This window comes from Acidocella sp. (assembly GCF_027352905.1).
Taxonomy (GTDB): domain Bacteria; phylum Pseudomonadota; class Alphaproteobacteria; order Acetobacterales; family Acetobacteraceae; genus Acidocella.
Genome location: NZ_DAIEIF010000037.1, coordinates 40,838 through 63,610, shown reverse-complemented (window position 1 = coordinate 63,610; position 22,773 = coordinate 40,838). Strand labels below are relative to the sequence as shown.

General features: G+C 65.2%; 24 protein-coding genes. 16 read left to right on the top strand and 8 right to left on the bottom strand.

Annotated elements, in window-relative coordinates; all coding sequences use genetic code 11:
• Nucleotides 1-15: 15 nt before the first annotated feature.
• From M7H45_RS06810 to rfaE1, 5 genes are all read right to left on the bottom strand, one after another.
• A complete protein-coding gene (locus tag M7H45_RS06810) occupies nt 16-828 on the bottom strand; it encodes an EipB family protein (protein ID WP_298215513.1) in 813 nt (270 codons plus the stop codon).
• A 42-nt stretch (nt 829-870) separates the two neighbouring features.
• Nucleotides 871-1,380 carry a type III secretion system chaperone gene (locus M7H45_RS06805; protein ID WP_298215512.1) on the bottom strand — a complete coding sequence of 170 codons (510 nt, stop codon included), beginning with the start codon at nt 1,378-1,380 and terminating at the stop codon, nt 871-873.
• 117 nt (nt 1,381-1,497) lie between these two features.
• Nucleotides 1,498-3,669, bottom strand: a complete 2,172-nt coding sequence (gene uvrB, locus M7H45_RS06800; protein WP_298215511.1) for an excinuclease ABC subunit UvrB — start codon at nt 3,667-3,669, stop codon at nt 1,498-1,500.
• Between the two features lie 460 nt (nt 3,670-4,129).
• Nucleotides 4,130-4,813 (bottom strand): GNAT family N-acetyltransferase, encoded by a 684-nt coding sequence (locus M7H45_RS06795; protein ID WP_298215510.1) that lies wholly within the window; start codon nt 4,811-4,813, stop codon nt 4,130-4,132.
• Complete coding sequence (rfaE1, locus tag M7H45_RS06790; RefSeq protein ID WP_298215509.1) at nt 4,810-6,294, bottom strand: D-glycero-beta-D-manno-heptose-7-phosphate kinase; 1,485 nt, start codon at nt 6,292-6,294, stop codon at nt 4,810-4,812. Before rfaE1 ends, M7H45_RS06795 begins: the two co-directional genes overlap by 4 nt.
• Before the next feature lie 67 nt (nt 6,295-6,361).
• Between rfaE1 and M7H45_RS06785 the strand changes: the two genes are divergently transcribed.
• The 6 genes from M7H45_RS06785 (at nt 6,362) to dnaN (ending at nt 11,753) form a co-directional block, all read left to right on the top strand.
• Entirely contained in the window at nt 6,362-7,321 is a 960-nt protein-coding gene (locus tag M7H45_RS06785) for an Hsp33 family molecular chaperone HslO (RefSeq protein ID WP_298215508.1), read from the top strand.
• A 1-nt stretch (nt 7,322) separates the two neighbouring features.
• The gene (locus M7H45_RS06780; protein WP_298215507.1) at nt 7,323-8,006 is read left to right on the top strand and encodes a hypothetical protein; all 684 of its coding nucleotides are present in this window, start codon (nt 7,323-7,325) and stop codon (nt 8,004-8,006) included.
• Entirely contained in the window at nt 8,003-8,347 is a 345-nt protein-coding gene (locus M7H45_RS06775) for a cupin domain-containing protein (RefSeq protein WP_298215506.1), read from the top strand. Before M7H45_RS06780 ends, M7H45_RS06775 begins: the two co-directional genes overlap by 4 nt.
• A gap of 105 nt (nt 8,348-8,452) precedes the next feature.
• Nucleotides 8,453-8,725 carry a 30S ribosomal protein S20 gene (gene rpsT, locus M7H45_RS06770; protein ID WP_298215505.1) on the top strand — a complete coding sequence of 91 codons (273 nt, stop codon included), beginning with the start codon at nt 8,453-8,455 and terminating at the stop codon, nt 8,723-8,725.
• A gap of 376 nt (nt 8,726-9,101) precedes the next feature.
• The gene (dnaA, locus tag M7H45_RS06765) at nt 9,102-10,520 is read left to right on the top strand and encodes a chromosomal replication initiator protein DnaA (protein ID WP_408832617.1); all 1,419 of its coding nucleotides are present in this window, start codon (nt 9,102-9,104) and stop codon (nt 10,518-10,520) included.
• Nucleotides 10,521-10,628: 108 nt separating this feature from the next.
• The gene (dnaN, locus tag M7H45_RS06760; RefSeq protein ID WP_298215504.1) at nt 10,629-11,753 is read left to right on the top strand and encodes a DNA polymerase III subunit beta; all 1,125 of its coding nucleotides are present in this window, start codon (nt 10,629-10,631) and stop codon (nt 11,751-11,753) included.
• 122 nt (nt 11,754-11,875) lie between these two features.
• Here dnaN and M7H45_RS06755 read toward each other — a convergent pair whose 3' ends face one another.
• Nucleotides 11,876-12,475: a superoxide dismutase gene (locus tag M7H45_RS06755; RefSeq protein WP_298215502.1), complete on the bottom strand. Its 600-nt coding sequence runs from the start codon at nt 12,473-12,475 to the stop codon at nt 11,876-11,878.
• Nucleotides 12,476-12,523: 48 nt separating this feature from the next.
• Here M7H45_RS06755 and M7H45_RS06750 point away from each other — a divergent pair, with 48 nt between their 5' ends.
• Nucleotides 12,524-13,231 carry a squalene/phytoene synthase family protein gene (locus M7H45_RS06750; RefSeq protein ID WP_298215500.1) on the top strand — a complete coding sequence of 236 codons (708 nt, stop codon included), beginning with the start codon at nt 12,524-12,526 and terminating at the stop codon, nt 13,229-13,231.
• A 3-nt stretch (nt 13,232-13,234) separates the two neighbouring features.
• Here M7H45_RS06750 and hemB read toward each other — a convergent pair whose 3' ends face one another.
• Entirely contained in the window at nt 13,235-14,230 is a 996-nt protein-coding gene (gene hemB, locus M7H45_RS06745) for a porphobilinogen synthase (RefSeq protein WP_298215499.1), read from the bottom strand.
• A 112-nt stretch (nt 14,231-14,342) separates the two neighbouring features.
• Here hemB and rpiB point away from each other — a divergent pair, with 112 nt between their 5' ends.
• Genes rpiB through thiL form a run of 9 tightly spaced genes read left to right on the top strand, consistent with a single transcriptional unit; the run spans nt 14,343 to nt 21,419 of the window.
• Nucleotides 14,343-14,804, top strand: coding sequence for a ribose 5-phosphate isomerase B (gene rpiB / locus M7H45_RS06740; protein WP_298215497.1), 462 nt, complete (start codon nt 14,343-14,345; stop codon nt 14,802-14,804).
• Nucleotides 14,801-16,099, top strand: a complete 1,299-nt coding sequence (gene glyA / locus M7H45_RS06735) for a serine hydroxymethyltransferase (protein ID WP_298215495.1) — start codon at nt 14,801-14,803, stop codon at nt 16,097-16,099. The genes rpiB and glyA overlap by 4 nt, the downstream gene beginning before the upstream one ends.
• A gap of 12 nt (nt 16,100-16,111) precedes the next feature.
• Entirely contained in the window at nt 16,112-16,594 is a 483-nt protein-coding gene (gene nrdR, locus M7H45_RS06730) for a transcriptional regulator NrdR (RefSeq protein ID WP_298215494.1), read from the top strand.
• The gene (gene ribD, locus M7H45_RS06725) at nt 16,591-17,706 is read left to right on the top strand and encodes a bifunctional diaminohydroxyphosphoribosylaminopyrimidine deaminase/5-amino-6-(5-phosphoribosylamino)uracil reductase RibD (protein ID WP_298215493.1); all 1,116 of its coding nucleotides are present in this window, start codon (nt 16,591-16,593) and stop codon (nt 17,704-17,706) included. The genes nrdR and ribD overlap by 4 nt, the downstream gene beginning before the upstream one ends.
• Nucleotides 17,707-17,716: 10 nt before the next feature.
• Nucleotides 17,717-18,331 (top strand): riboflavin synthase, encoded by a 615-nt coding sequence (locus M7H45_RS06720; RefSeq protein ID WP_298215491.1) that lies wholly within the window; start codon nt 17,717-17,719, stop codon nt 18,329-18,331.
• A gap of 57 nt (nt 18,332-18,388) precedes the next feature.
• Nucleotides 18,389-19,525, top strand: coding sequence for a 3,4-dihydroxy-2-butanone-4-phosphate synthase (ribB, locus tag M7H45_RS06715; RefSeq protein ID WP_298215489.1), 1,137 nt, complete (start codon nt 18,389-18,391; stop codon nt 19,523-19,525).
• A 9-nt stretch (nt 19,526-19,534) separates the two neighbouring features.
• Nucleotides 19,535-20,017 carry a 6,7-dimethyl-8-ribityllumazine synthase gene (gene ribH / locus M7H45_RS06710; RefSeq protein WP_298215487.1) on the top strand — a complete coding sequence of 161 codons (483 nt, stop codon included), beginning with the start codon at nt 19,535-19,537 and terminating at the stop codon, nt 20,015-20,017.
• Nucleotides 20,014-20,487 carry a transcription antitermination factor NusB gene (nusB, locus tag M7H45_RS06705; RefSeq protein ID WP_298215485.1) on the top strand — a complete coding sequence of 158 codons (474 nt, stop codon included), beginning with the start codon at nt 20,014-20,016 and terminating at the stop codon, nt 20,485-20,487. The genes ribH and nusB overlap by 4 nt, the downstream gene beginning before the upstream one ends.
• On the top strand, nt 20,487-21,419 hold the full coding sequence (thiL, locus tag M7H45_RS06700) for a thiamine-phosphate kinase (RefSeq protein ID WP_408832600.1): 933 nt from the start codon (nt 20,487-20,489) through the stop codon (nt 21,417-21,419). The genes nusB and thiL overlap by 1 nt, the downstream gene beginning before the upstream one ends.
• A 5-nt stretch (nt 21,420-21,424) precedes the next feature.
• Here thiL and M7H45_RS06695 read toward each other — a convergent pair whose 3' ends face one another.
• Nucleotides 21,425-22,723 carry a putative zinc-binding peptidase gene (locus M7H45_RS06695; protein WP_366145521.1) on the bottom strand — a complete coding sequence of 433 codons (1,299 nt, stop codon included), beginning with the start codon at nt 22,721-22,723 and terminating at the stop codon, nt 21,425-21,427.
• Nucleotides 22,724-22,773 lie beyond the last annotated feature (50 nt).

Genomic DNA, 22,773 nt, shown 5'->3' with positions numbered 1-22,773 from the left:
GGCGGCTTGGCCCGGTCAGCCGGGCTTGGCGGCGGGGCAGGGGGACGGAGGAATGGTCAGCGAGTTGATCTTGCCGCTCATCACGAAATCCCCGAAATCCAGGACGAGATCGGTCGCCACGCCATTCTCGTAATAACGCATCGATGTGCGGAAACTCGGCGTTTCATCATCGTTCTTGCGGTCGAAAAATGCGATATCAACATCCGCGCTGGCGTATTTGTCGAGCGCGGGCCACGGAGTTTTGCCAGGGCCGTGATGCCCGAGCACGGTGATGAAGGTTGCCTGGGCGCCATCCGTCGAGGTGCCGTCGAATAAAAGGGGAGAAATGAATTTCTCGCCGTCCCGCCCCGCTTGCAGCAGCGCCTCGGTATGCTGGGTGGGAAACAAGGTGCCGCGCGGCAATTTGAGCTCCGTATTCGGCGGGCTGCTATATTGGACAATTCCGGCATTATCCGTCCCGGTGTGGGAAGCGGTTCCGGCGTCATCAAGCTTCATTTTACCGCTGCCATCGCCTTCTTTCAGGGCAAAACTCATCGTTTTGCCGTCCTTGCTCTCCCAGATTACATAATCAGTGACCGATTTCGTCAGTGAGCCATCCACGTTGCGGATGATGAGTGTCATATGCTGGTTTGTCGCCCAGCCGGTGCAGCCATCGACCACGTTAAGCTGCATCTGTCCCGTGGCGCCGGTGATGTCATGCGTGCGCAATTTGGAGAGGGAGAGCGTGTAAACCACTTGCTGGCCGGTGAGTTGACTCGAAAGGTTGCCGGCAGCCGCGACGGGGAGAGGGGCCAGCGCGGCCAGCAGGGCGAGTACGGAAACCTTCATGCCGCGCAGTATGCCCGCTCCTCGGGCGGCGTCAAACCCGGGTCATTTCCACAGGCTGGAATCCCAAAGCGCGGCACTGCCATCCAGCTTATTGGCCATGGCTTGCAGCAGGCCGCGAAGCTGCTCGGGGGTCAGGTTGCTGAGGGGCAGGATTGTATTCGCGAAGAGGGATTCGCTTTTGCCATCAGCCCGTTTTTCCATGGAAAAATAGTAATCTCCGGTATCGCTGGCTTCCAGAAGTCCAGCATAGTTCAATTTGGCCAAGTGGGCTTCGTCCAGGGTTCCCAATTTCACGTAAGCATAGGCGAGGGTGCTATCCTTGGACACCTCGAAATTCAACGTATAATTGTAATGCGCCTGCCATTGGATGCTAAAACTCTGATTATCGGAGGAGGGCGTAACGCTATAGCCCAAATTCTCAACCATTTGCTGAAGTTTGGCCAAGGCCGGCGATTCGGCGGCGGGGCTGTCTGCCGCCGCCACGCCGCCCCATGTAAGCAATAAGGCCAGAGCCAGGCCAAAAAAACGCCGTTTCATGGTGTTCCTTTTCATGACGTCCCCTTTGATTAACCTCGCCGGACCATTCACGGGCCCGGTTCCGGCCAGATTAACTCCGATTGTGTTTTGAAACAGAATTTATTTTTAATAAAGGATAATCATGATCTCGTTTCAGCGCCGCGCTCTCATCCGGCGCCGGGCGGGATCGTATCCGCCGCCGCCAGGGCCGAGCGGCACGGGCCCCTTGGGTTTGGCCGGCGCCCGGTTTGGCGCGGGCGGCGGCTCCATGCCCAGGGCCAGCGCTTCCAGCCGCTTGACCTCGTCGCGCAGCCGCGCCGCCTCCTCGAATTCGAGATCCGCCGCCGCCGCCCGCATCCGCGCTTCCAGCGTGGCGATCGCCGCGCCCAGATCCTTGCCGACAAATTCATCGATGCCGGAATGTTTCACGGGGGCCACGGTCACATAATCCTGCTCGAATACCGAGTGGATCACCTCGCCGATATTCTTGCGCACGGATTGCGGTGTGATGCCGTGCGCCTCGTTCCAGGCGATTTGCTTGGCGCGGCGCCGCTCGGTTTCCTCGATGGCCTGGCGCAGGGAGTTGGTCATGGTGTCGGCGTAAAGAATCACGCGGCCTTCCACATTGCGAGCTGCGCGGCCAATCGTCTGAATCAGCGAGGTGACGGAGCGCAGAAACCCTTCCTTATCCGCGTCGAGAATGGCGACCAGCATGCATTCGGGGATGTCCAGCCCCTCGCGCAGCAGATTGATGCCGACGAGAACATCATAGGCTCCGAGCCGTAAATCGCGGATGATCTCGATCCGCTCCAGCGTGTCCACATCAGAATGAAGATAGCGCACACGCACGCCTTGCTCGGTGAGATATTCGGTCAAATCCTCCGCCATGCGCTTGGTCAGGGTGGTTACCAGCACGCGCCCGCCGCGCCGGGCGACTTGCCGGACCTCGCCCAGCAGGTCGTCAACCTGGTGCTCGACCGGGCGGATCTCGGTCATGGGATCGACCAACCCGGTCGGGCGGATCACCTGCTCTGCGAAGACGCCCCCCGTGCGCTCCAGCTCCCACGGGCCGGGCGTGGCCGAGACAAAGAGGCTTTGCGGGCGGAAACTGTCCCATTCCTCGAATTTCAATGGCCGGTTATCCACGCAGCTCGGCAGGCGGAAGCCGTATTCGGCGAGGATGGATTTGCGGCTGTAATCCCCCTTGAACATGCCGCCGATCTGCGGAACCGTGACATGGCTTTCATCCACGAAGAGCAGGGCGTTCTCGGGCAGGTATTCAAACAAGGTGGGCGGCGGCTCGCCCGGGTTACGGCCCGAGAGATAGCGGGAATAATTCTCGATTCCTTTGCAGGACCCGGTGGTCTCCATCATCTCGATGTCGAAGGTGGTGCGCTGAAGCAGCCGCTCGGCTTCCAGCAGCTTGCCGCTGGCGGTGAGCTCCTCAAGCCGTTGCTTGAGCTCCACCTTGATGCGGGCAATGGCCTGGGTCAGGGTCGGACGCGGTGTCACGTAATGGGAGTTGGCGTAGATGGAGATGGTGTCGAGCGCCGCCGTCTGCTCACCGGTCAGCGGGTCGAACTCCACGATTTTCTCGATCTCGTCCCCGAACAGGGTGACGCGCCAGGCCCGGTCCTCGTATTGGGAGGGGAAAATATCCACCGTCTCGCCGCGCAGGCGGAAGCAGCCGCGGGCGAAGCCGGCATCGTTGCGCCGGTATTGCAGCTCCACCAGCGCCCGGGCGAGCGCATCGCGCTCGATGCGCCCGCCGGTTTCCAGCCGCACCACCATCTTGGAATAGGTCTCCACCGAGCCGATACCATAAATGCAGGAGACGGACGCGACGATGATGACATCGCCGCGCTCCAGCAGCGCCTGGGTGGCGGCGTGGCGCATGCGGTCTATGGTCTCGTTGATGGCGCTGTCTTTTTCTATGTAAGTGTCCGAGCGCGGGACATAGGCCTCCGGCTGATAGTAATCATAATAGGAGACGAAATATTCGACCGCGTTATCGGGAAAAAACCCTTTCATCTCGGCATAGAGCTGGGCGGCCAGCGTCTTGTTGGGGGCGAGGATCAGCGCCGGGCGCTGCGCCGCCTCGATGATCTTGGCCATGGTGAAGGTCTTGCCCGAGCCGGTGACGCCGAGCAGCACCTGGTCACGCTCCCGCGCCTCCACGCCCTGAACCAGCTGGGCGATGGCGCTGGGCTGGTCGCCGCTCGGCTCGTATTCCGAGACGACGCGCAACGGCTTTTGCAGCTTCCGGGGCGGCTGTTTCTCGGGGATGAAGGTCAGCGGCATGGGGCTGAGAGCGGCACTGGACATGACAGGCTAATATAGGGCGCGCCCCGCGAGGTGGAAGGGTTGGGGGAGCGGCCATGCGGTGGCGAGTTCACCTTCCATTCCTTGCGGTTTCGGCAAAATTATGGTACTGTTTCATTAATTGGGGAAGGCAGCCATGAGCGGCAGTGCCATAATGCCGGGGAATTGCCGTATTTTATCCCGACGCCAAAATTCCGCCCTTGTGCCTGCCCTTAGTAGAAGACGGATACCCATTGGAGCGGGTGCGCGCGCGGCTGGCGGCGCGGGCAGGCGAGCGTGGTCTGGGCAGCGGCTGTCATGCCTTTGCTCTACCAGCGCCAAAATCCCCTGCCAGGCTTATCCTCCGGCGAGTGGGCGATGGCGCTGAGGTTCGCCCGGCAGCGATAGAAACCGCTTCATTCACAGTGGTTTCGTGAGGTGACAGCGCCTCAAGCGGTCAGGCGCGGCAGTCTGACCACCGCCCTCAACCTGGCCGAAACGAAGCCAGAGGTCTGACCGAATTCCCCTCCGCGTCGAAATTCGTCTCTTCCAGCCAGGCGAGGATGGCGTCGCGCCGGGGCGGCCATTCCCCGGCGAGGATGGAAAACATCGCCGTGTCGCGGGAGCGGCCCTTCACCACCATATGCGCGCGCAGTGTGCCCTCATGGGTGAAACCGAGCCGTTGCGCGGCGCGGCGGGAAGGCTCATTCAGCGCATTGCATTTCCAGACGAGGCGGCGATAGCCGAGATCATCCGCGGCGTGGCGCAGGAGCAGATACATCGCCTCGGTCGCGGCGCGGGTGCGGCGCAACTCCGGCCCGAACCAGATATTGCCGAGCTCGATGGCGGCGTGGCGCGGCTCGATGTTCAGCAGCGAGAGAAAGCCGCTCGCCCGCCCTGTGGCGAGCGGACGCACCGCCCAGAAGGCGGTGGCCGGGTCGGCGTAATGTTCGGCGATGAAAACCTCCACCTCAGCCACGCTCCGCCAGGGGCCAAAGGAGAGATAGGTGAAACCCGCATCATCCTCGCCTTGCGCGGCAAACAGCTCAGCAGCGTGGCGGCGCGCGAGCGGCTCCAGCACCACGCGGCCCCCCTGGAATTTTTGGCGTGAGGGCGGGGGCCGGGGCCAGCCATCCACTTCGGGACCAATCGGCAGGAAGGCGCTCATCCCCGCAGCCGCGCCAGCGTGGCGGTGGTGGAATGGCCCGGCAACAGCTCCGCCAGCGCCACCGTGCCGCCCCAGCCTTCCACCAGATCCGCGCCCACCACTGTCTCGCGCGTGTAATCCGCGCCTTTGATCAGCACGTCCGGACGGATGAGCCGGATCAGATCGAGCGGCGTATCCTCCTCGAACAGGCAGACGAGATCCACCGAGGCGAGGGAGGCGAGCACGGCGGCGCGCGCGGCCTCGCCCTGGGCCGGGCGGGAAGGGCCTTTCAGCCGCTTCACCGAGGCATCTGAATTGATGCCGACGATCAGCCGGTCGCACAAGGCGCGGCATTGCTCCAGCAAATGCACGTGGCCTGGGTGCAGCAGGTCGAAACAGCCATTGGTGAAGCCCACGCGGTAGCCGCGCAGACGCCAGCGCTCGGCGGCCTCGGCGGCGGCGGCGGGGGAGACGACCTTGCGCAAAGCCCCGGTGGCGGGGGCGATGGCATCCAGGATTTCCGCCGGGCGGGCCACGGCGGTGCCCACCTTGCCGACGACGATACCCGCCGCGATGTTGGCGAGGCGGGCGGCCTCGGGGAGCGGCGTCTCGGCGGCGAGGGCGGCGGCCAGGGTTGCCACCACCGTGTCTCCCGCCCCGGAGACATCGTACACCTCCCGCGCCTCGCCAGGGTAATGCCGTACATCCCCCGGCGTGACGAGGGTCATCCCATCCTCGGAGCGGGTGACCAGCACCGCGCCAAATTCATGCTGGGCGAGCAGAGCGCGCGCGGCCACGGTGATCTCCGCCTCCGTCTCCACCGGCAGGCCGGTGGCCTCCGCGAGTTCGCGCCGGTTGGGCGTGACGAGATCCGCGCCGTGATAACGGGTATAATCGCGCCCCTTGGGGTCCACGACCAGGCGGCGGCCAAGCTGGCGCGCCCCCGCGATCAGCGCCGCGCAAACATGCTCGCTGAGCAGGCCTTTGCGGTAGTCGGAGAGCACGGTGACGGTGGTGGCGGCCATCGCGTCCAAGGCGATGCGGATAAGGCGCTCGCCAAGCTTCTCCGGTAGAGAGAGGGTTTCCTCCCGGTCGGCGCGGATAAGGTGCTGGCCTTGGGAGATATAGCGGGTTTTCAGCGTGGTGGTACGGCCGTTCTGCACGAGGAGCCAGGGCTCGACCCGCGCCTGCCCGCCGATGAGGCCGGTGAGGTCGGACCCGGCCTGATCATCTCCCACCACCGAGACGAAGGCGGCCGAGGCGCCCAGCGCGGTGAGGTTGCGCACGACATTGCCGGCACCGCCCGGCATCGCCACCTCGCGGGTGACGGTGACGATGGGCACCGGCGCCTCCGGGCTGACGCGCGAAACCTCGCCATAGACATAACGGTCGAGCATCGCGTCCCCGACCACCAGCACGCTGGCGCGGGAGAACCGGCGCAGATGAGCGCTGAGATCGGCGGTGGAATCGGACAAAGCGGCGCGGGCGGAGGTTTGCGGCATGGAAAACCGCTAGACCGCCGGAACGCTTATGGCAACGGCGGCAAAACATGCTTATCTGAGAGTCACCATGACAGAGTTGCCGGCTTTTCTCGATTCCAACCGGCCGCGAGTGCCCGACCTTTCCGTGCCGCGCGGCGTGACGCCTTTCTACCTGCCCGACCGCCCGGTGCGGGGACGGCTGGTGCGGCTCGGGCCGCTCGCCGCCACCTTGCTTTCCCGTCACGAGGAGCATCCGCCGCCGGTGCGCCGTTTGCTGGGCGAGGCGCTGGCGCTGACGGCCGGACTTTCCACCGCGCTGAAATTCAAAGGCTCTTTCTCGGTCCAAATTCGCGGCGACGGCCCCGTGCCGACGCTGCTGACCGATTGCACCGAGGCCGGGGCGCTGCGCGGCTATGCAAGAGTGGCCGGGGACGCGGAGATCCCGGAAAACGCAACCGCGCGCCAGATGCTGGGGAAGGGTTTCATCGCCTTTACCGTCGATCAGGGTCTGGAGCGGGAGCCCAGTCAGGGCATCGTCGCCATCGAGGGGGAAACCCTGGCGGAAATCGCCGAGTTTTATTTTGCCACCTCTGAGCAAATGCCGGCCCGCGTTTTTCTCGCGGCGGAGGAAACCTCCGCGGGCTGGCGCGCCTCCGCCCTGCTGCTGGAGCGGGTGGCGGGCGCAGGCGGGGTGGCGCCGGAGCTTTCCGAGGCCGGGCAGGAGGAGGCCTGGCGCACCGCCTGCATGTTGGCCGCGACCTTGAGCCGGGCGGAGTTGCTGGACGATGCCTTGCCGCCCGAGCGGCTGCTCTACCGCCTGTTCCATGGCGAGGGGGTGGCGGCGGCGCGTCCCCGGGCGCTGAGCTTTGGCTGCCGTTGCTCGCGCCAGCGCCTGGGTGGCATATTGGAGGGTTTCCCCCCGGATGATCTCGACCATATGGCGGTGGAGGGAGAGATCGTGATGACCTGTGAATTCTGCAATTTCGATTTCCGGTTCGCCCGTGACGACGTGACCGGGCGGCCCAACCCGACCGAGGCAGGAGCCTGACATGAAACCAAGAAATCTCGTCTTTGCTCTGCCTTTGCTGGCGCTCTCCGCCTGCGGCTCGACCCCGCCCGCGCAGACCTTTCAGCCCTTGAATTATTCTTATCTTCCGCCGATCCTGCTCAAGGTGAGTCAGGTGAACGTCACGGATCACTATGTGCCGACCCCCTCCCAGGCCGAGATGGCGGGGCTGGACCCCGCCCCTCCGGCGGAGACGCTGCTGACGATGCTGCGCCAGCGGCTGCAGCCCGCGGGCCAGCCCGGCACGGCGACGGTGACGGTGCAGACCGCCTATGTTGATAAGGTCAATGGCAACCTGACCGGGGCGATGGTCGTGGATATCAACCTCGCCAGCGCGGACGGGCGCGCCACCGGCTTTACCGAGGCCAGCGTGACCGCCAGCCAGACCGCCCCGGATGCCGGCGACAAGGATGCGCTGCGCGCCGCGCTCTATAACCTCACCCAGACGCTGATGACCCAGATGAATGTGCAGTTGCAATATCAAATCCAGCATAATCTGCCGAACTGGCTCTCCTGGACCAATGCCGGCGCGGCTGGGGCTGGAGCGGCCAGCGCCGGCGGCGGAGCGGTTCAGGCGACCCCGCTTCCCGCGCCGCCCGCCGCCCCCGGCGGCGCTACCCCCACCTCTCTTCCCGGGGCTAACGCTCTGGGCGGCCCGGCGCAATGAGCCGGCTTTCCCTCTTACCGCGCCCCGGCATAGCGGAATGGGAAGATGTTGCGGCGGACCGGCTGGTCAGCGGCTCTCCGAAAACCCGCACCTTCGTCTTGTACGAGAACGCCGCCCGCCGCCTCGCCGCCGGCGAATGGGAGGCGAGCCCGGGCAAATGGCGCATTTCTTATACGGAATGGGAGTATATCGAAATGCTCTCCGGCGCCTGCGTCATCGAAGTCGATGACGGCCGCAGGATCGAGGCGGGGCCGGGGGACCGCTTCGTCATCGAACCTGGCTTCACGGGTACTTGGGAAGTGCTCTCACCCATGCGCAAGGCATGGGTCATCCAGGAATAAGCGGCCGCGGCGCATGCCTCCCACCCGTGGCGGCGAGGCCTCACCGCTTGACGCGAGGCAAAGGCCGCGATAGAGGGCGCGCTCACTATCATTTATTCGGATATCATGGCTAATATCGCATCTGCTCAGAAACGCATCCGCCAGACATTGAAACGCACGGCGCGCAACAAGGCGCGCAAATCCCGCGTTCATAGTTTTATCCGGAAGGTTGAGGAGGCGGTAGCCGCGGGAGATAAAGAGGCCGCGCAATCCGCTTTTTGCGCTGCACAACCCGAGATGCAGCGCGCCGCCAGCAAGGGTGTGCTCAAAGCCAATACCGTTTCCAGGAAGCTGTCCCGGCTTTCTGCGCGGGTGAAAGCTATCGCCGCCACACCCTAAGGTAGCGCTGCGCCGGCCGTCGAGTTTTTTTTCTAAGACAGCCTATCTCGCCGTCATCTTGTTGTATTACAACGAGGTGATGGTTTTTCTGTTTGAGGGGACAGATGTTTGTTCCAAAAGAGCGGGATTCTGCCGACAAACAATTTAGCATAAAATAAAGTATTGATTTTATAGGAAAAAAAAAGAGGGTCAGTGGATTGGCCGTGCCGGCACAGACTCACTCTGCTTGCCCCAGCCTCTGTTTGAAGGTAGTCTTCGAGCCTCAATTACGGTTTCCGCTCCGTCTCATTTTTTGAAGACATCTCAATTAGAGGTTGTATTCAGGGGCGGCAAGACATGACATTTGACAGGTAAGCGAATCGGCATGGGTATGAATCTGGAGATCGGGTCTTCGGACAAGAGCAACGGCGCATCCCTGGCGGTGTCCTGGCAGAATGAGACACGGCTCGCCGAGCAGTGGGCCCGGGTGCGGGCCTGCCTACTCGCCGAGGTCGGCGAGGTCGAATACCGCACTTGGCTGAAACAGGTGAGCTTCGCCGGGCTGGCGGGAGATGAGGCGGTGGTCATGCTGCCCACCCGCTTTTTGCGTGACTGGGTGAACAAGGAATATGGCGAGTTGATCGCCGAGTTCTGGCGGCAGGTGAACCCGGCCGTGAAGCGAGTGGAGTTCCGCGCCGGCGCCCCCTCCGCCCGTCCGGCCGCGCCGGACCTCGCCGAGCCGGCCCAGCCCGCCCTTGCCGCCACGCCCAAACGGCAGGAGCCGGTTTCCGCCCTCGACCAGCGCTTTACCTTCGAGACCTTCGTGGTCGGCAAGCCCAACGAATTCGCCTATGCCTGCGCCCGCCGGGTGGCCGAGGCTCCAGCCACCCCCGGGTTCAACCCGCTGTTTCTCTATGGCGGCGTCGGGCTGGGCAAGACTCATCTGATGCATGCCATCGCCTGGGAGCTGGCGGCCCGGCCTGGCGGCGGCCGCGCCGTCTCGGTTGCCTATATGTCGGCCGAGCGGTTCATGTACCGTTTTATCAGCGCCCTGCGGTCGCAATCCACCCTCGAATTCAAGAACGAGCTGCGCAGCGTCGATGTGCTGATGATCGACGATCTGCAATTCCTCATCGGCAAGGACAATACCCAGGAAGAATTCTTCCATACCTTCAATGCGCTAGTCGACGCGGGCAAGCAGATCGTCATCTCCGCCGATAAATCCCCCTCCGATCTCTCGGGCCTGGAGGACCGGCTGCGGACCCGGCTGGGCTGCGGCATGGTCGCCGATCTCCATGCCACCACTTTCGAGCTGCGTTATTCCATCCTCGAGGCCAAGGCGCAGCGCGCCGGGGTGGAGGTTCCCGCCAAGGTGCTGGAATTCCTGGCGCGCAAGATCACCAGCAATAACCGGGAGCTGGAAGGCGCGCTCAACCGGCTGGTGGCACATGCCAATCTTTTCAGCCGGCAGGTGACGCTGGATACCGCGCACGAGGTTCTTCACGACGTATTGAAGGCGCATGACCGCAAGATCTCGATCCAAGAAATTCAAAAGCGGGTCTGCGAGCATTACAACATTCGCCTGGCGGAGATGTCCTCTGCCCGGCGGGCGCAGAATGTGGCGCGCCCCCGTCAGGTGGCGATGTATCTGGCCAAACAGCTCACCTCCAAGAGCCTACCGGATATCGGCCGCCATTTCGGCAACCGTGACCACACCACGGTCATGCATGCCGTCGCCCGCGTGACCGAGCTGGCGGAGCGGGATGCCGCCTTTGCCGAGGATATCGAGCTGCTGCGGCGCATGCTTGAAACTTGAAGGCCGGTTTCGCTCGGTCGCGGCTTTCCACCGGATGGTCCCCTTGCTAGTCTGGAACCCGAATCGGTCCAAAAAATTCAGGGATTCGGTAGTGTCTGGAAGGGTGTCATGAAGTTCAAGGCCGATCGCGCCACGCTGATGAAATCTCTTGCCCATGTGCAGAACGTGGTGGAAAAGCGCAACACCATTCCCATTCTCGCCAATGTTCTGCTTTCCGTGCGGGAGGGCCGCCTGACCATCGCCGCGACCGATCTCGAGATCGGCCTGGTCGAGGAGGTGCCCGCCGAGACCATCCGCGACGGCGCGATCACCGCCCCGGCGGCCACTCTTTATGAGATCGTCCGCCGCCAGCCGGATAACGCGATAATCGAACTCGACCATGGCGGGGGCGAGGCCCAGCTGACCTTGCGGGCCGGGCGCTACACGACGCATCTGGTCGCGCTGCCGGTGGACGATTTTCCCAAGCTGGACGCCGGCAAGCTCACCCATCATTTCATCCTGCCCGCCGCGGAACTGCGCGGGTTGATCGACCGTACGCGCTTCGCCATCTCCACCGAGGAGACCCGTTATTATCTCAACGGCATCTATCTCCACGCCGCCGAGGGCGAGGATGGACCGGCGCTGCGCGCCGTGGCGACGGATGGCCACCGTCTGGCCCGGGTGGAGGAAGCCCTGCCGGAGGGGGCGGCGGGCATGCCGGGCATCATCGTGCCGCGCAAGACGGTGACGGAATTGCGCAAGCTTCTGGATGAGGCGAGCGGCGAGGTGGAGGTGGCGCTCTCCGAGACGCGCATTCGCTTCACCCTGGGCGGGCTACGGCTGACCAGCAAGCTGATTGACGGGACCTTTCCGGATTACGACCGGGTCATCCCGCGCGGAAACGACAAAATCTTGCGCGTTGAGAAAAAGGATTTCAACGACGCGGTGGGGCGGGTTTCGGCGATCTCGGCGGAGCGCAACCGCCCGGTGAAATTATCTTTGGCCAAAGAGCTGCTGGTGATCTCCGCCGCCTCGGCCGAGCAAGGTTCCGCCTCTGAAGAGCTGGGAGGCGATCTGGTCGAATATCAGGCCGGACCATTGGAAATCGGGTTCCAGGCGCGCTATCTCTCGGACGTGACCGAGCAGATCAAAGGAAAAGTGGAATTTGCCTTCGCCGATGGTGCCGCGCCGACTCTCGTGCGAGACCAGAATGACAGCTCAGCCATTTATGTGCTGATGCCCATGCGGGTATAACGAATCTGGCGCTTGTTTTGGTTGCGTGATTGGCTGGTCCGGCCTCTCGGGGAGGCTGGCATGCGAGGCGGGGCCCGCCAGGGGCCCGCGTCCAACCCAAGGCGGGACGCGGGAAATAGAGGTTAGAGCCGGGATTCGGCGAATTCGTAATTTGCCAGCTTTTCCAAGAAATTGGTGATGTAATCCGGGCGGCGATTGCGGAAATCCAGATAATAACTGTGCTCCCACACATCGAGGGCCAGCAGCACCTCTCCCTCGCCGGTGGCGAGCGGGTTGGAGCCGTTCGGGGTCTTGGTGATCTTCAGCTTCCCGTCCGGCGCTAGCACCAGCCAAGCCCAGCCGGAGCCGAACTGGCCGATCGCCGCCGCCTTGAACGCCTCTTTGAAGGCGTCGACGGAGCCGAGGTCTTCCTTGATCTTCTTCTCCAGCTTGCCAGGAATTTTGCCGCCGGTGGGGGAAAGATGCTGCCAGAACAGGATATGGTTCCAATGCTGGCCGGCATTATTGAAAACCGGTGCCATATCCGCCTTGTTATAGGTGGATTTAACGATTTCCTCGAGCGACTTGCCCTGAAGCTCGGGGTTTTTTTCGACGAAGCCGTTAAGCGCGGTCACATAGGCTTGGTGATGTTTGCCGTGGTGAAGTTCCAGCGTTTCCTGGCACATGCCCGCGCTGGCCAGAGCGGAGGTGGAGTAAGGGAGGGGAGGCAGTTCGAACGCCATGTTTAACTCTCCAATTGTTTCGCCGCGACGATTAGCTATGGAGTGTTCATGCTTGCGTCAAGCGACGCGGCGCTTTTGCGTCGCCTGAGCCGGGCCGATCCGGACCGGTATTTCGCCACGCTGTTCGCCCCGCCCGCACGGCGGGGAGGACTCGCTTTGCTGTATCTTTTCAATCATGAACTCGCCCGGGCACGGGAGGTGGCGAGCAACCCGGTGCTGGCGCTGATTCGTCTGCAATGGTGGCGAGAGGTGGTGGAAGGGATTGAAAAGCCGCATGAATTAGCCACGCCGCTTTCGGCGGCCCTGGCGGCGGGGGATCTGCCCCGCGAGGATTTGCTGGCGCTGGTCGGCGCGCGCGCGGCGGAGGCGGAGGACAGCCCGGCCGATCTTGCCGCCTTTCTCGCCTATGCGCGGAGCACGGGCGGGCGGCTGGCGCGGGCCGCCGGGAAAATTCTCGGCGAGGATAGCGCCGCCATCGAGGATTTGGGCACCGCCTACGCGATTGCCGGGATATTGCGGGCGGCGCCCTTCCTCGCCCGGCAGGGGCGCTCCCTGCTGCCGGCGGATGGCACCCCCGCGGCGGTTTTGAAAGAGGAGGCGCTGGCGCTGCTAGCGGCGCGGCCGCCGCGCGCCGCCTTCGCCGCCTGGGCTCCCGCCGCGCTGGTGAGGCGGGATCTGCGCCATCCCGCGCCCCGCCCGCGCGGCACGCTGGACCGGCTCGCCATAGTGCGCGCCGCCCTTACCGGCAGGGTGTAACGCTCAGCCCTGGCGCAGAAGCCGCGCCGCCTGCACGGCGTGATAGGTGAGAATACCGGAGCAGCCCGCCCGCTTGAAGCAGAGCAGCGCCTCCATCATCGCCTTGTCGTGGTCGAGCCAGCCATTGCGCGCGGCGGCCTCGATCATGGCGTATTCCCCCGAGACCTGATAGGCGAAGACCGGCAGCCCGAATCCGTCCTTCACCCGGCGGATGATGTCGAGATAGGGCAGGCCGGGCTTGACCATCACCATATCCGCGCCCTCGGCGATATCCATCGCCACCTCGCGTAGCGCCTCGTCGGAATTGGCCGGGTTCATCTGATAGGTCTTCTTGTCGCCCTTCAGCGCGACCTGGCTGCCGATAGCCTCGCGGAACGGGCCGTAAAAGGCCGAGGCGTATTTGGCCGCGTAGCTCATGATGCGGGTATGGATGAGCCCTTCCGCATCCAGCGCCTCGCGCAAGGCGCCGACGCGGCCATCCATCATGTCGGAGGGAGCGATGATGTCGATGCCCGCCTCCGCCTGGTTCACCGCCTGGCGGCAGAGCACCGCCACGCTCTCGTCATTCGCCACGTAACCGTCGCGCACCACCCCGTCATGGCCATGATCGGTATAGGGGTCTAGCGCCACATCCCCCACCAGGGCGATTTGCGGAAACGCCGCCTTGAGCCGCCTCGCCGCGCGGCAGATGAGATTTTCCGGGTTCAGCGCCTCGGCGCCTTCGGCGTCCTTGCGCTCGGCCGGCGTCACGGGAAAGAGCGCGATGGCGGGGATACCGAGCCGCGCCGCCTCCTCCACATGCCGGGGGAGATCCTCGAGGCCGAACCGGTACACGCCCGGCATCGCCGCGATTTCCGCTGGCGGGCCGCCGCCCTCGCGGATGAAGATCGGCCAGATGAGGTCATCCGTGGCGAGCTTGTGCTCGGCCACCAGCCGGCGCGTCGCCTCGTCGAAACGGTTGCGGCGCAGCCGCGTGCGGGGAAAATTCGGGGTCAGCATGGCGCGCTTCTAGCCCAAACCAACCGCCGGCGCGACGGGGGGAGTGTCTCCAGGTCCAGCAATGCCGCAAGGCATGGTTTCATGCCCGGCCCGGCCATGATACAGAACCGGCATGACCTCCCGTTCCCTGATTCTCGCCCTGGGCGCCGACCATGGCGGTGTGGCGCTGAAAACCCGGCTGGCGGCCGCGCTGGTGGAGGCCGGGCATGAGGTGCAGGATTACGGCACGGACGGTCCGGCCAGTGTCGATTACCCGGATTACGCCCAGGCGGTCTGCGCCGCGGTGGCGGAAAACCGCGCGGATTTCGGCATTCTAGTCTGTGGCACGGGCATAGGCATGTCCATCGCCGCCAACCGCCACCCCGCCATACGCTGCGGGCTGGCGCATGATGTCACCACCGCTCGCCTCACCCGCGCCCATAACAACGCCAACGTGCTGGCGCTGGGCGCGCGCATCATCGGTGAGGAGGTGGCCCTCGACATTCTGCGCGCCTTTCTCGCCACCCCTTTCGAGGGCGGGCGGCATGAGCGCCGCCTCGCCAAGCTCACCCGGATCACGGAGCCTGCGCCATGAACGACCAAACCCTCGCCCCGCGTTTGCACCGCTTTTTCACCGCGCCTCTGACGGAGGTGGACCCGGAACTCGCCGCCATCATCGGCCGCGAATTGGCGCGCGAGCAGGACGGCATCGAGCTGATCGCCTCCGAGAATATCGTCTCCGCCGCCGTCCTCGCCGCCCAGGGCTCGGTTTTCACCAATAAATACGCGGAGGGGTATCCCGGCAAACGCTATTATGGCGGCTGCGGCCCCTCCGACGAGGCGGAGAGCCTCGCCATCAGCCGCGCCTGCAAGCTGTTTGATTGCGGCTTCGCCAATGTCCAGCCCAATTCCGGCAGCCAGGCCAACCAGGCGGTGCTGCTGGCCCTGCTCCAGCCCGGCGACACCATTCTCGGCATGTCGCTCGCGGCGGGCGGGCATCTCACCCATGGCGCCGCCCCCAACCTCTCCGGCAAATGGTTCAACGCCGTGCAATATGGCGTGCGGCGGGAGGATGGCTTGCTCGATTACGAGGAGCTGGAGCGGCTGGCGCGCGAGCATACGCCCAAACTCATCATCGCCGGCGGCTCCGCCTATCCCCGCACCATAGATTTTCCCCGCATCCGCGCGGTGGCGGATGAGGTGGGAGCGTATTTCATGGTGGACATGGCCCATTTCGCCGGGCTGGTGGCGGCGGGGATTTTCCCCACGCCGCTGCCGCACGCCCATGTCGTCACCACCACCACCCACAAAACGCTGCGCGGCCCGCGCGGCGGCATGGTGCTGTGCAATGACGAGCAGATCGCCAAGAAGATCAACTCAGCGGTCTTCCCCGGCCTGCAGGGCGGGCCGCTGATGCATGTCATCGCCGCCAAGGCGGTGGCTTTTGGCGAGGCGCTGACCCCGGATTTCACCGCCTATCAAAAGGCCGTCCTCGCCAATGCCCGGGCACTGGCGGCGGCGCTGGCGGCGGAGGGGCTTGCCATCGTCACCGGCGGCACGGATTGCCATCTCATGCTCGTGGATCTGCGGCCCAAGAACACCACCGGCAAGGCGGCGGAGGCGTCGCTCGAGCGCGCCCATATCACCGCCAATAAAAACGCCATTCCCTTCGACCCCGCCAAGCCCGCCATCACCTCCGGCATTCGCCTCGGCACGCCCGCCGCCACCACCCGCGGTTTCGGCATTGACGAGTTCAAGGAGGTGGGGCGGATGATCGGCGAGGTGCTGGATGGCCTCGCCCGCTCCAATGACGGGACCAACGCCGCCGCCGAGGCGGCGGTAGGGGGGCGGGTCAAGGCGCTCTGCGCCCGTTTCCCCATTTACAGGTAATGCGGAGAGCGGATGCGTTGCCCCTATTGCGGAGCCGCCGATACCCAGGTGAAGGATAGCCGGCCAACGGAGGATGGCGCCGCCATCCGCCGCCGCCGCTTCTGCGCCGGCTGCGGGCAGCGCTTCACCACTGTCGAGCGGGTGCAGTTGCGGGAATTGACGGTAGTGAAATCCGACAGCCGCCGCGTCGCCTTCGACCGGGACAAGCTGGCGCGCTCCATCCGTGTCGCGCTCAACAAGCGCCCGGTGGATGAGGAACGGCAGGAGCGGATCGTCAACGGGATCGTCCGCAAGCTGGAGGCGAGCGGAGAGGGCGAGGTGAGCAGCACCGCGATTGGCGCGGCGGTGATGGAGGCGCTGAAAGAGATCGACGCGGTGGCCTATGTCCGCTTCGCATCGGTATACCGAGACTTCAGAGAAGCCGATGATTTCAAAACATTTTTAGGCGACATGGAGGGCGCGCCGCTCGCCCGGCCGGACCCCTCCGGCGAATGAGCGATGAGACGCATATGCGCGCCGCCCTGGCCCTGGCCCGCAGGGGGCTGGGGCAGACGGCGCCGAACCCCTCCGTCGGCTGCGTGATCGTCAATCATGGAATGGTGGTGGGGCGCGGCTTTACCGCGCCGGGCGGGCGGCCGCACGCGGAGGCCGCCGCCCTGGCCATGGCGGGAGAGCGGGCGCGTGGCGGCACGGCTTACATCACGCTGGAGCCGTGCAATTTTACCGGAAAAACCGGGCCTTGCACTGAAAGATTGATCGAAGCGGGCATTCGCCGCGCCGTTATCGGGGCGCGGGACCCGCATCCCCGCGTGAACGGGGCTGGGCTCGCCCGGCTGGAAGCCGCCGGGGTGGAAGTGAGCGCGGGCGTGCTGAGGGCGGAATGCGAGGCGGTGATCTCCGGCTTCGCCCTGGTGCAGCGCGCCGGGCGGCCCTTGGTGCGGCTGAAGCTCGCCACCTCTCTGGATGGGCGCATCGCTACCGCCGCCGGCGAATCGAAATGGATCACCGGAGGGCGTGCCCGGCTGGCCGCGCACCGGCTGCGCGGGCGGCACGACGCGGTGCTGGCCGGGGTGGGCACGGTGTTGGCCGACGACCCGGAACTCACCTGCCGGATCGAGGGGTTTCGCGCCGCGCCGCTGGTGCGGGTGGTTGTGGACAGCCATCTGCGCACGCCGCTCCTCTCTCAGCTGGTGCGGAGTGCCGGGCGCGACCCCCTCTGGATTCTCCACCGTGACGGGGCGGACCGGCTGCGGGCCAAGGCGCTGGCCGGGGCGGGAGCGCGGCTGATCGAACTCCCCGCGGATCGCGCCGGGGTGGATCTGGCGGCGGGGATGCGCGCGCTGGCCGCGCACGGCCTCACGCGCGTGCTGGCGGAGGGCGGCGGCACGCTGGCGGCGGGCCTGCTGCGGGCCGGGCTGGTGGACCGGCTCGCCTGGTTCCACGCCCCTTGCGTCATTGGCGGCGACGGTTACCCCGCCGCCCAGGGCTTCGGCCTCGCCGCGCTGGCGGAGGCGCCGCGTTTCCGGCTCGTCGCCAGTGAGCGGCTGGGCGAGGATCTGCTCAGCCATTTCCGGCGCTTTGAAACGCCATCCTCCATCGCCATTTAAGGGATCTGAAATGTTCACCGGACTTATCACAGGCGTCGGCACGGTCCAGGCCGTCACCCCGATCGGCGAGGGCCGTGACGCGCGGTTCACCATCGCCACTCCGGAAAATGCCGTCTGGCGCGGGGCGGAGAAGCGGCTGGGCGCCTCCATCGCCTGTTCCGGAGTCTGCCTGACGGTGGTGGAGGCGGGAGAGGATTGGTTCGCGGTCGAGGTCTCGGCGGAAACCCTGGCCCGCAGCACGCTAGGCGGCTGGTCGCCGGGCACGCTGGTCAATCTGGAAGGCTCGCTGCGGCTGGGCGATGAATTGGGCGGCCATCTCGTCTCCGGCCATGTGGATGGTCTCGCGGAGATCGTCTCCGCCACGCCCGAAAACGGCTCGACGCGCTGGGTGTTCGAGCTGCCGGAGGAGCTTGCCCCCTTCGTCGCGCCCAAGGGGAGCATCGCCTTGAACGGCGTCTCCCTTACGGTGAATGAGGTGGAGGGCGCGCGGTTCGGCGTGAACATCATTCCCCACACCGCCGCCAACACCAATTTTTCAGCCCTGCGGCCCGGGGATAGGGTAAATGTGGAAATCGACATGCTGGCGCGCTATCTCGCCCGCCAGCTTGGATTTAAGAAGGGTTGAAGGAACTCTGAGCCGCCGCGCCCCCTGGGCCAGCCGGCGGGAAAAGGAACGCTGATCATGGACGGCTTGAAGGATTTGGCCACGGCGGGATTGCACGATTACATCTCCCCGGCCTCGGAAATCATCGAGGAGGCGCGCGCCGGGCGCATCTTCATCCTGGTGGATGACGAGGATCGTGAAAATGAGGGCGATTTGGTGATTCCCGCCCAATTCGCGACGCCGGACGCGATCAATTTCATGATCAAGCATGCGCGCGGCCTGGTCTGCCTGGCGATGACCAAGGCGCGGTGCGAGCAACTGGGCCTGCCGCTGATGACCCAGGCCAACGGCACCCGCCATGAGACCGCCTTCACCATCTCCATCGAGGCGAAGGAGGGAGTCTCCACCGGCATTTCCGCCGCCGACCGCGCCCGCACCGTCGCCGTGGCGATCAATCCCGAGCTGGGCCGCAATGACATCGTCTCGCCCGGCCATATCTTCCCGCTGATGGCGCGGGAGGGCGGCACGCTGGTGCGCGCCGGCCATACCGAGGCGGCGGTTGATATCGCCCGTCTGGCCGGGCTGATCCCCGCCGGGGTTATCTGCGAGATCATCAATGATGACGGCACAATGGCAAGGCTGCCGGAACTCGTCGCCTTCGCCCAGCGCCATAACATCAAGCTCGGCACCATCGCCGATCTCATCGCCTACCGCCGCACCAACGAGAAGCTGGTCAAGCGCGCCGAGCAGGGCAATGTCACCGCCCGGGATGGCGGCTCCTGGCGGATGATCGTCTTTGAGAGCAAGGTGGACGGGCTGGAGCACCTGGCTCTCCTCAAGGGTGATATCTCGGGGCCGGAACCGGTGCTGGTGCGCATGCACGGCATGGATTTGCTCGGCGACGTGCTGGGCAGCGGGCATATGGAAGCCTTGCACGAGGCGATGCGCGAGATCGGCAGGGCCGGGCGCGGCGTCGTCGTCATCGTGCGCGAGACGCGGCAGAAGGCGATGTCCGCCGGGCTGCGGGCGCTGCTGGATGGTCCCGCCGCCACCCAGGAATTGCGCGATTACGGCATCGGCGCCCAGATCCTCCTCGATCTCGGGGTCAAGACCATGATCCTGCTTTCCAATCACAAGCGCCATATCATCGGGCTGGACGGGTACGGGCTGAACGTTGTTGAGCAGCGCGGCCTGGCCGGCGCCCTTCCGAAATAAGGCCCGGCCATGAGCACCGCAGACGCGCCCTTGCCCGTGGCGCCGCCCGTGCCGGGCGCGCCCCCGCATATCCTCGTCATCAGCGCGCCCTATTACCGCGAGGTGGTGGATGGCATGCTGAACGCCGCCCGGGAGATTTTCGTTCAGGTCAAGGCAAAACTCCAGATCGTCGAGGTCGCGGGGGCCTTCGAATTGCCTCAGGCCCTGGCCATCGCGGCCGGGGGCCGGGAACCGTTCGACGGCTATATCGCCCTTGGCTGCGTCGTCCGGGGTGAGACGGATCATTACGAATTCGTCTGCGCCGCCGCCATGGATGCTTTGATGAACGTGGCCGTGGCCGGGCGTCTCTGCCTCGGCACTGGGTTGCTCACGGTGGATACGCTCGCCCAGGCCCATGCCCGCTCCCGCGAGACCGGGGCGAATAAGGGCGCGGAGGCCGCCGTGGCCTGCCTGAGGCAGATCGCGCTCAAGCGCCGGTTCCACCCCGCATGAGCCGCCCGCGCACCCTGGCGCGCGTCGCCGCCGTGCAGGCGCTCTACCAGGCCGAGCATGCTCAGATGAGTCCGGAGACGGTGATCGATCAATTCGTCCGCCACCGTCTGGGAGCGCTGCCCTGGCAAGGCGGGCTGGAGGAAGGCCGCGTCCCCGAGGCGGACGTGCCTCTTTTCACCCGCATCGTCCGCACCGCCGCCCAGCAGCAGGACGTGGTGGATGGCATGATCGTCCAGGCGCTGCCGGAAGCCTGGCCGCTGGCCCGGCTAGACCCGGTGCTGCGCGCGGCGCTGCGCGCGGGCGGGGCGGAATTATGGATGCCGGACGGCCCCCCGGCCAAGGTGGTCCTCAATGAATATCTCGATGTCGCGCACGGGTTTTTTTCCGGCGATGAGCCGCGCCTGCTCAACGGCGTGCTGGACAGGCTGGCGCATCTGCTCCGTCCGGCGGAATTCTCCTCCGCTCGCTGATGGATGAGTTCGCCCGGATCGCCCGGTTTTTCGCGCCGCTGGCGGGCGAGGCGGGGCTGGGACTCAAGGACGATGCCGCCTTGCTCATGCCTCCGCCGGGGCGGCAATTGGTGCTCACCGTGGACCAGATGCTGGAGAGCGTGCATTTTTTCTCCCATGACGATCCGGCCTTCATCGCGCGCAAGCTTCTGCGCCGCAATCTCTCTGATCTGGCGGCGATGGGCGCCGCGCCGCTCGGCTATCTGCTCACCACCGCCCTGCCGGCCTCGCTGGGAGAAGACTGGCTGGAACGGTTCGCGGCGGGGCTGGGAGAGGACCAGCGGCGCTTTGGCATCCGGCTCATGGGTGGCGATTCCTCCTCCGCCCGCGTGGATATTTCCCTGACCGCGACGCTGATCGGCACGGTCGCGCCGGGTGAGGCGCTGCCGCGCAACGGGGCGCGGGCAGGCGATGAAATCTGGGTTACCGGCACCATCGGGGACGCGGCGCTGGGGCTGGAAGCGCGGCGCGGCGCGCTGGCCGACCCCACCGGCGACCTGACCCGGCGCTCTTTGCTGCCGGAACCGCGGCTGGGATTGTCTCTGGCCGGCCTGGTGACCGCCGCCATCGATGTCTCGGATGGTCTGGTTCAGGATCTCGGCCATATTTGCGAGGGGTCGGGCCTGGGGGCGGAGCTTTGGGCCGGGCGCGTGCCCGCCTCGCCCGCCGCCGCCGCGCTGGGGCCGGATTATCTGGCGCCGCGCCTGACCGGAGGCGATGATTACGAATTATTGCTCGCCGTGCCACCGGAACGTGGGGAGGCCCTGCGCGCGGCGTGCGGCCTCTTGCCCGTCACGCGCATCGGCGTGTTCCGCCCCGGCGCGGGGGTGAGGGTGGTGGGACCAAATGGTGCCCCGCTCGACCTCGCCTCGCCGGGGTGGAAGCATTTCTGATCATCTCAGGCCTGGAGGGGAGGCGGCGCTCCCGGAGGCTGGGGCGGCGGCATCTCCGAAGGGGGAAGCTCCGCCGGCGGCTCCTGGATCGGAGGTTGGATATCTGGTCCTGGCGGTTCCACCGGCGGTGGAACGGGCGAGGGCCCGGGCGGCGCTGGCGGGTCCGATGGCGGCGGGTTGGGGGTGGCCTGGGCTTGTTTGGGCGCGGCGCTCTCAGCGGGCGGCGCCTCCGGCTGGTCTTGCGGCACCCGGCCATGAACGAGCTCGTGAATGAAGCCGAGTTTTTCGATCACCGGCGGCGAGATGATGAAGGGATACAGATCCGCATGCCCCATGGAGCGGTTGATCGAATTCATCGCGAAGGTGAGGGGAAGCCACGCGTCGATGAGCTGGGATATGTGCTCGACCTTATAGGGGCTGAAGTCGATATCGGCTTGCAGCATTTCCTCTTTCGTCCGCCGGGGATGGATGCGCAGGCCGAAGGCGGCGGCGGTCTCCAGCGTGTCGACGATATGAAGGTAATGCGCCCAGGTTTCGGCGAAATCCTCCCAGGGATGGGTGGTGGCATAGGCGGAGATGTAGTGGTCAGCCCAATTCGCGGGCGGCCCCTCATCGTAATGTTTCTGCAGCGCCTCGCCGTAATCGAGCGAATCATCGCCGAACATGGCCCGGCAGGCCTGGAGCCGCTTGCCGTCCCGTACCAGCACGTTCCAATAATAATGACCGATCTCATGACGGAAATGGCCAAGCAGGGTGCGGTAGGGCTCCCCCATCTCGGTGCGGAATTTCTCGCGCATCGCATCATCGGCCTCTTTGAGGTTGATGGTGATCAAGCCTTCATCGTGACCGGTGAGGATACGTGGGCCAGGGCCGGGAGGATCGGCCAGAAAATCGAAGGCGAGCCCATGCTCGGGGTCTTCGGCGAGATCAGGATGCGGCAGGCCGAGGCGCAGGAGCGTATAAAAGAGGCGATGCTTGGCGATCTCGATATCTTGCCAGTGCTTGAGATTGGCTGGGTCGGAAAGATCGGGAATGGTTTTATTGTGGCGGCAGGCCGCGCATAATTCCGTTGGTTTGCCCTTTTTGGGGACGGCGATGAGCCAGTTGCAGGCGCCATATTGGGCGTTGGCGCAACGCAGGTAGTCCCGCCCGCCCTTGACCGGGCGTAATACCTTGCCTTTCGGCTCAAGCGTCAGCAGAGAGAGACTCTCTGAACAGAAGCCGAGCTCATGCCCGCATCGTTCGCAGAGATTATTCTCGAACAGCAGCGCCTGGCCGCAGGACTGGCAGCTGAACAATTGCATCTGATAAGCCCCCCTTCATCGGACTGAGGGCATATAGGCGCGGCGGAGCG

Excerpts from the sequence above, each read along its gene's own strand:
- M7H45_RS06810 (WP_298215513.1), bottom strand. The coding sequence starts at position 828 with ATGAAGGTTTCCGTACTCGCCCTGCTGGCCGCGCTGGCCCCTCTCCCC.
- rpsT (WP_298215505.1), top strand. The coding sequence starts at position 8,453 with ATGGCTAATATCGCATCTGCTCAGAAACGCATCCGCCAGACATTGAAA.
- nrdR (WP_298215494.1), top strand. The coding sequence starts at position 16,112 with ATGCGTTGCCCCTATTGCGGAGCCGCCGATACCCAGGTGAAGGATAGC.
- ribB (WP_298215489.1), top strand. The coding sequence starts at position 18,389 with ATGGACGGCTTGAAGGATTTGGCCACGGCGGGATTGCACGATTACATC.
- glyA (WP_298215495.1), top strand. The coding sequence starts at position 14,801 with ATGAACGACCAAACCCTCGCCCCGCGTTTGCACCGCTTTTTCACCGCG.
- hemB (WP_298215499.1), bottom strand. The coding sequence starts at position 14,230 with ATGCTGACCCCGAATTTTCCCCGCACGCGGCTGCGCCGCAACCGTTTC.
- ribH (WP_298215487.1), top strand. The coding sequence starts at position 19,535 with ATGAGCACCGCAGACGCGCCCTTGCCCGTGGCGCCGCCCGTGCCGGGC.
- uvrB (WP_298215511.1), bottom strand. The coding sequence starts at position 3,669 with ATGTCCAGTGCCGCTCTCAGCCCCATGCCGCTGACCTTCATCCCCGAG.
- M7H45_RS06755 (WP_298215502.1), bottom strand. The coding sequence starts at position 12,475 with ATGGCGTTCGAACTGCCTCCCCTCCCTTACTCCACCTCCGCTCTGGCC.
- nusB (WP_298215485.1), top strand. The coding sequence starts at position 20,014 with ATGAGCCGCCCGCGCACCCTGGCGCGCGTCGCCGCCGTGCAGGCGCTC.
- M7H45_RS06695 (WP_366145521.1), bottom strand. The coding sequence starts at position 22,723 with ATGCAATTGTTCAGCTGCCAGTCCTGCGGCCAGGCGCTGCTGTTCGAG.
- M7H45_RS06795 (WP_298215510.1), bottom strand. The coding sequence starts at position 4,813 with ATGAGCGCCTTCCTGCCGATTGGTCCCGAAGTGGATGGCTGGCCCCGG.
- rpiB (WP_298215497.1), top strand. The coding sequence starts at position 14,343 with ATGACCTCCCGTTCCCTGATTCTCGCCCTGGGCGCCGACCATGGCGGT.
- M7H45_RS06785 (WP_298215508.1), top strand. The coding sequence starts at position 6,362 with ATGACAGAGTTGCCGGCTTTTCTCGATTCCAACCGGCCGCGAGTGCCC.
- M7H45_RS06780 (WP_298215507.1), top strand. The coding sequence starts at position 7,323 with ATGAAACCAAGAAATCTCGTCTTTGCTCTGCCTTTGCTGGCGCTCTCC.
- M7H45_RS06805 (WP_298215512.1), bottom strand. The coding sequence starts at position 1,380 with ATGAAAAGGAACACCATGAAACGGCGTTTTTTTGGCCTGGCTCTGGCC.
- M7H45_RS06775 (WP_298215506.1), top strand. The coding sequence starts at position 8,003 with ATGAGCCGGCTTTCCCTCTTACCGCGCCCCGGCATAGCGGAATGGGAA.
- M7H45_RS06750 (WP_298215500.1), top strand. The coding sequence starts at position 12,524 with ATGCTTGCGTCAAGCGACGCGGCGCTTTTGCGTCGCCTGAGCCGGGCC.
- rfaE1 (WP_298215509.1), bottom strand. The coding sequence starts at position 6,294 with ATGCCGCAAACCTCCGCCCGCGCCGCTTTGTCCGATTCCACCGCCGAT.
- thiL (WP_408832600.1), top strand. The coding sequence starts at position 20,487 with ATGGATGAGTTCGCCCGGATCGCCCGGTTTTTCGCGCCGCTGGCGGGC.
- M7H45_RS06720 (WP_298215491.1), top strand. The coding sequence starts at position 17,717 with ATGTTCACCGGACTTATCACAGGCGTCGGCACGGTCCAGGCCGTCACC.
- ribD (WP_298215493.1), top strand. The coding sequence starts at position 16,591 with ATGAGCGATGAGACGCATATGCGCGCCGCCCTGGCCCTGGCCCGCAGG.
- dnaN (WP_298215504.1), top strand. The coding sequence starts at position 10,629 with ATGAAGTTCAAGGCCGATCGCGCCACGCTGATGAAATCTCTTGCCCAT.